The organism is Streptomyces sp. NRRL S-1022 (genome assembly GCF_000720135.1).
Classification (GTDB): Bacteria; Actinomycetota; Actinomycetes; order Streptomycetales; family Streptomycetaceae; genus Streptomyces.
Map to the genome: position 1 here is coordinate 1 of NZ_JOIU01000058.1, position 6,505 is coordinate 6,505.

General features: G+C 67.8%; 3 protein-coding genes and 1 pseudogene. 1 reads left to right on the forward strand and 3 read right to left on the reverse strand.

Annotated features, from left to right (window positions below; translation table 11 throughout):
• Nucleotides 1-592 precede the first annotated feature (592 nt).
• The gene (locus tag IG05_RS50820) at nt 593-769 is read right to left on the reverse strand and encodes a DUF6881 domain-containing protein (RefSeq protein ID WP_420707660.1); all 177 of its coding nucleotides are present in this window, start codon (nt 767-769) and stop codon (nt 593-595) included.
• Between the two features lie 90 nt (nt 770-859).
• Between IG05_RS50820 and IG05_RS50370 the strand changes: the two genes are divergently transcribed.
• The gene (locus IG05_RS50370) at nt 860-1,003 is read left to right on the forward strand and encodes a hypothetical protein (RefSeq protein ID WP_420707661.1); all 144 of its coding nucleotides are present in this window, start codon (nt 860-862) and stop codon (nt 1,001-1,003) included.
• A 40-nt stretch (nt 1,004-1,043) separates the two neighbouring features.
• Here IG05_RS50370 and IG05_RS0140485 read toward each other — a convergent pair whose 3' ends face one another.
• Complete coding sequence (locus IG05_RS0140485; RefSeq protein WP_324605056.1) at nt 1,044-2,156, reverse strand: DUF1266 domain-containing protein; 1,113 nt, start codon at nt 2,154-2,156, stop codon at nt 1,044-1,046.
• Nucleotides 2,157-3,123: 967 nt separating this feature from the next.
• Nucleotides 3,124-6,505, reverse strand: a pseudogene (locus IG05_RS0140495) (DUF6531 domain-containing protein); the annotation flags it as partial.

Consider the following 6,505-nt stretch of genomic DNA (forward strand, 5'->3'; position numbering starts at 1 on the left):
AGGACCGCCAGGAAATGACCCTCCGCATCCTGGAATGGCGGGGCATCCCGGTGTCCGACGCCGTCCGGGAGCGGGTGCTGGCCTGCACGGACCTCGGTCAACTGGAGGTCTGGGCCCAGCGCGCCGTCCACGCGGCCGAGGCGACGGAGTTGTTCACCGGCGAGTGAGCACGTGACCGTTGGGCCGCTCGCTTCTCGGTCAGTGTCGTGCTTCCGCGGTCCGCGTCAAGGGCGCTGCGCGTCGCCTTCGGCGATGGGCCTCCGGCCCACCCTTGACCCGGCCCACTCCAGCCCGGACCAGAAGCGAGCGAGCGACCCGGAACAGCGCTGGCCCAGCCCGGCACCGGGCCCTCGGGTGTGCCAAGTGGCGCTGTCGGAAGGGGGTGCGCGGTCGCGCCTCGCCGGCACGCCGGGTGAGCTAAGCGGCTTCCGGCTCGGTGAGCGGGGGCGCCCCAGCACCTCGCCGGCACGCCGAGCCGGCTTGGCGGCCGACGGGCGATGGCGGGGGTGATTGGCGGATTCGGGTCCAGGTGGCGTCGAGAGTTGAAGGCTGGGCCGTCGGGAGACCTCGCTGCGTGGCCCAGATCCGCCGATCACCGCCGTCCTGGAACGTTCCTCGTCGACCACTGGGCGGTTCGCCACGCTCGCTCGAACTCTTCAGGGTTGATCGAAGAAGCTGAGAACTCCGGCTGGCTCGCCACAACATCGATCGATCCCACGGGCACTTCACTCAGACCGATTCCCGCGGGCCATGGTCGGCTTTTCGCTATGCAATAGGCATCACAGTGCGTGCGACGGAGCGGTCCGGAAGTCCTCCACCTCCCGCTTGGGACACGGACCCCGCGCCGCCGGAGCCGCCGGTGCCGTTGGGGCGGGTGCTGGAGTCGGAGGAGGGGCGGGGGCTGAGGCTGGTGACGGCGTGCGCGGAGTACTGGGGGTGGCAGCCGTCGGCGCGGTTCGGGGACCGGGGGGAGTACGTGTGGTGCGAGCTGGGGGTGGCGTGAGGGCGGTCCCTGCACGCCACCGTGAGTGAGTAGGTGCCTGTCATCGGAACGGGATGTTGAGCCAAGGGCTGCCCGGCGCGGACATAAGGACACGATGGGCAGCGACCACATCCTGGTACCAGCTGCCGAACTCCTCCTCGTCGAAATGGAGTGCGCGCCCGAGGATGAAACCGGTGGAGAAGTCCTGCCACGATTTGTAGGCCAGGGCGGCGGCCCGCCCGGCCTGGATGACGGCGGACTCGGCCTCCCTCAGGGTTCCGAAACGGGCCGCGAGTCCCCACCGGGCCATGTTCGAGGCCCGGCCGAGATCCCAGGCGTCGACGGAAGAGACGTACTGGTTCTCACCGAGGACACCATCGGCGCGCATGCGGGCCTCGTATCGAGTGATCCGCCCGATGAGTCGTTGCACCCCCTCGACACGGGCCTCGACCTCGGATGCGGGTCGGGGCTCGGTCCTGGTGACGCCGTCCTCGGTGACCACGACGGAGCCTTCGGAGTTCCCGCGGATGACGTTGGCCACGGACTGCTTCCAGTACCCCACGTCGACGTGCCCGCCGAAGTCCCGGGCGATGGTGCGGCGCAGATCGAGGGCGAAGTCCCACACGGGACTGTGTGATTCGGCGGCGAGCAGGCCGTTGAGTGCGGACAGCCACTCCTCACGGCTGGCGATGCCCCACCACTCTCGTAGCTGCTTCCGCTCCCTGGGGTAACCCGAGCCGTGCGAGGCCATGCCGTTCCAGAACAGGTCGTTGTTCACACACAGGAGGGCCCCACAGGCGAGGCCGTGGGCGACGGGGCCGTCCAGGGGGCCGCCGATGCGGAGAGTGCGCAGGCGCGGCGACTGTTCCTGAGCGGGAGCCTGTTCCCCGTACCGGGACCACGCCGCCGAGTGCGGGGGTGCGGAGGGGAGGAACGCCTCGCAAGGACTTCCGGGATTGACGACGATCACCGGCGGATCGGTCGGCGCCCATGCTTTGGCGAACCACTCAAGGTAGTTCCAGTCGAACACCCGGTGGGGCTCCGGCGCGGGCAGCATGCCCTCGGTGTACACGGCCCAGATCCGCCCGCCGGCGACGCGCGGGTCGTACCCGAAGACGGCATACGTCGCACTGGGCGTGGCATCCGCCCCGCCCTTCTCTATCTCAAAGAACAACCGCCCCTGCGCAAGCGCCCCGAGGTACGCGACCCAATCTCCCCGCCCCTTGGCCTCGAACAAGACCTGCTCGATCTCCGACGGAGCAGTCCAGGTGGAGGCTGAGGCAGGCGGAAAGCCCGCAGGGGGCGGCCCGAACGACATGAAACCTTCCGCTCCTCTTTTCAATGTGGCGACCCTAGGGACTTGTGGGCTCTCGTCGGCGAGATTATTCGACATGGTGACGAGACGCCCACGAGTTGCTATCGAGAGAACATCCTCATCCAGTACAGGATTTTTTTACTGTCACTGTCCATGAGGAACAATTCACTGCCGCCATCCTCTAGCGAAATGCTCATCATCACGAGTGTGTCATCCTGGTGATCCTCCAGGAACTCCACCAGAGATTTGGTTTCGCTGTGGAGTTGCGACCCCGGGGACGTCCGTTTGAGGCGGCGTCGATACGTATGCACCAAGTTATCTCTTGGGACACTTCCTGCCTCGATCGAGGACACTGCGCTAAGGCGATTGAGGATTCGCGCATCGCAGACACCGGCTTCGATCCCAGCGCTTACGAGCTTCGTCAGCCTACTCTTGTCCATGGCCCTCCATTAATGCTCACCTCGGCCCCTTTCACGGTTCCCCTAATGAGGACCTCGCCCTCGTCATAGGGAAATGATACGCCCGGCACTCTCGCGTAAGTCGGTCCATCGCCGTTTGGTATCCGAAGGACAACCCCAGGACCGTTGCCTCTGTAGCTTTCCTCCAGGGCCATCTCTTCGTAATATGTCGTCCATGAAGTGAAGATGCTGTCTGTGCGTCCTCCTGCGTGAAGTTGCGGATCTGAATGTCCGCCCAGCGGTTCCGCTATTCCACGCTTTGCGTCTTCGTACATCTTCAGCCATGCTTGCGGGCTATTGTCGTTCGCATGCCCAATTCCGCGGTAAAGGTATGGTTCTTCCTCGGGGTCCCAGCTTCCACCGTTTTCGCACTCGTCGGGTGCCAGCCCCACAGAATCAAACCAGGTATGCGGGTTGTTGACATAGCTAACTGGATTCGGTGCCGGTGTCAGACCCAAAGGATCGGGGCTGAGATAGCGAGCGGTTTCGGGATCGTAGTGGCGAAAGTAGTTGTAGTGCAGGCCCGTTTCCGGGTCGTAGTACTGGCCCGGGAAGCGTAGGGGGGTGTAGGTGGTGCTGTTCGTCGACCACGCCGTTGTTCCCCACAGGGTGCTCCGGGTGTGCCAGGCGATGTCGCCCTGTTCGTCGACGAGTTCGGTCGGCGTGCCGATCAGGTCGGTGACGATGGCGAAGAAGCGGGAGTCGATCTCCTGCTGGAAGGCGTCGGCCGGGGTGATGCGTTCTGTCTGGGCCAGAGGGCGCAGGCCTTGGTGGTCCCAGGTGAGGGTGACCGGGTCGGGGAGGTCGGTGGAGGTTGTCGTCTGTTCGCAGAGGGTGCTGCCATCCCAGGTGAAGTCGACGCGCTCCGGGATGGTCTCACCGTCGTCCGCCAGGCGGAGTTTCCCCGTGCGGCGGCCCAGGGGGTCGTACGTGTAGCGCCAGCGGGTGCCGTCGGGGGTCGTCACCGAGGTGAGGCGGTCTTCGGCGTCCCACTCGTAGCGCCATGTGTCCGGTTTGCGGGACAGGCGGGTCTTCTGGCGAAGGGTGATGCGGCCGAGGGCGTCGTGTTCGTAGCGGACGTTGCCGGCTCGGGTGATGCGGGTGCCCGTGTAGGCGCGGGGGCCGGTTGCCTCCGCGCCCGGGTGGGTTGAGGGCCAAGCTGCCTGGGTCTGGTTGCCTGCCTCGTCGTAGGCGTACGTCTCCGTCCAGTTCGCCGCGTGGACCGCTGTAACCCTGCCTGTCGCGTCCAGGTCGAATCGGCGGGCGCCGGACAGGTGGTCGTCGATGCCGATCACGTTGCCGTCGGCTCGGTAGGTGTACGTCCGGTGCTGGACCCTGCGGCCCGCGGCCCCCATGACGGACTGGGTGGTCAGGCGACCCAGCGCGTCGAAGGTGTGCTCCAGGGCCACCCGCTCGCCGATGTGGCGAGACACCTCACGGCCCGCCGCGTCGTACGTGAAGTCGATCGCTCGGCCTGATGCCACCATGCCCGTGCGGTGGCCCGCCGCGTCGTACGACCAGGTCGTCCTGGCCCCGGTCGGGGTGGTGCGGCCGGTGCGGCGCCCCAGTACGTCGTACGTGTAAGTCACCGTGCGGTCGTCGACCGTTTCGGAGTGCAGGCGGCCGTAGCGGTCGCGCAGCAGCGTCAGTGTCGTACCGTCCGGGCCCGTTGCCTGGGCCAGTTGGTCGGTGAAGTCGTACGCGTACGTCGTGACCTGGCCTGCCGCCTCCTTGCGGAGCACCTGGCCCAGTTCGTTGCGCTGGAAGGTCACCGCCTCGCCGAGTACGTTCCTGCGTGAGGCCAGGCGGCCCGCCGCGTCGTACTCGTACTCCAGCGTGCGGTCGTCGAAGTCCTTCTCCGACAGCAGGTGGCCGGCCGGGTCGTACGCGTACTCCCACGTCAGGCCCTGCGGATTGGTGACCTTCGTCAGGCGCAGTTCCGTGTCGTGGCTGAATTCGTAGCGGACGCCGTCCGGGCCCGTGCGGGCCGTCAGCAGGTCGAAGTGGGTGTATTCGAAGTGGGAGACGCCGCCCAGCGGGTCGGTGTGGCTGGTGCAGTTGCCCTCGCCGTCGTACGTCCACGTCTCCGTCGTCCCGTCGGGAGCTGTACGGCGGGTCAGGCGGCCCTCGATCGACCATTCCAGTCGGGTTGTCGCTCCGGTGGGGTCCGTGATGGTGGTGGGGCGGCCGAAGGCGTCTCGTTCGTAGCGGGTCACTGCGCCGAGCGGGTCCGTGACCTCCAGTGGTAGGCCCGCGCGGTCGCAGATCACCCTGGCCGCGTTGCCCAGCGGGTCCGTCACCGACGTGAGGTGGCCGGCCTCGGTGTAGGTGAAGCGGGTCGTCTGGCCGGCCGGGTCCGTCATCGAGGTGAGGTTGCCTCGGTCGTCGTACGTCTGGCGGGTCACCGTGCCGTCCGGGTTCACCACCTTCACGGGCAGGCCCAGGTGGTTGTACTCCGCGCGTGCCTCGCGGCCGTCCGGGCGGACCGCCCGGGTGAGGTTGCCCGCCTCGTCGTACTCGAACGTGGTCGTGTGGCCCAGGGGATCTGTCGTGGACAGCAGGCGGTTGTGGCGGTCGCGGGCGTAGCGCGTGGTCGCGCCCACGGCGTCCGTCTCGGCTATGACCTGGCAGCGGCGGTTGATCCGGTAGTGGGTTCTGTGGCCGTGTGAGTCGGTGATCGTCGTGGTGTGCTCGCCGGTGTCCGCATCCACCGGTCCGTAGGTGAAGGCGGAGCGCAGGTGGCCGGCGGCGCCGGACTGGTGGGTGCAGCGGTCCTGGTCGTCGTAGGCGTAGGTGAAGTGGCTGTCGTTGGTGTCCGTCCAGGAGGTGATGCGCCCCTGGGTGTCGTACGCGAAGCGCATGGGCCGGCCGGAGGAGTTGACGACCTCGCTCAGGTGGCCGTCGGTGTAGCCGTAGCGGATCAGTTCCTGGTCGGTGCCGTCCGGCGCGGCTCCGGCCAGGTGCAGGGCGGTGATCCGGCCGTCGGCGGTCGACAGGAGCAGGCGGTAGCCGCCGTTGTGGGTGAGGGCGCGCGGGGCGCCGTTCGTGTCGTACTCGAACGTGATCCAGTTGCCGTTGCGGTCGTCGATCTGTTCCAGCACCGCCAGGTTCTCGGAGCGGTCGGCGAAGTGCCTTACGTGGCCGGACTCGGGGTCGGTGAGGGTGTAGCCGTCGTCCGTGCGGTCCAGCGGCCAGCGCGGGCCGTGGCCGGGGAGGGTGGGTACACCGGGCGCCGGGTGCGGGTAGGCCAGCGTCAGGCCGTCCTCGCCGACGAAGACGACGCCCTGTGCGTCGATCTCCAGGCGTTGGTCGAGCGTGGAGGACCAGGCCGGGCCGAACCAGCCGCCGAGCCGGTACGACGACTCGAACTGTCGCTTGAGGAGGAGGGGCAGGGCGCCGGGGAGGGAGACGTCGGTCTGCGGCAGCACCATCCGCCCGGTCGCGACGTCGACCGGGTCCTTCTCGCAGACCTTCTCGCCCGGCCGCCGGGAGACGTCCTCCGGGCCCTTCTCCACCGCTTCCCGGGCGGCCTTGCGCAACCCCTGCTCGGCGCCCTCCTGCGCCGCCTTCCGCGCCAGTCCTGCCTCCACGCCGAGCCCGTCCGTGCCCAGGAGCTGGGGGACCATGCGGCCGCCGAACTCGGAGGGGTCCTTGCGGAACTCGTCCCACATGGTCTTCGCGGTGCGTTCGGGGTGGGCGGCGGTGGAGGTCAGGCCGGAGAGCGTCATGCTGACGTTCTGCAGGTAGGCG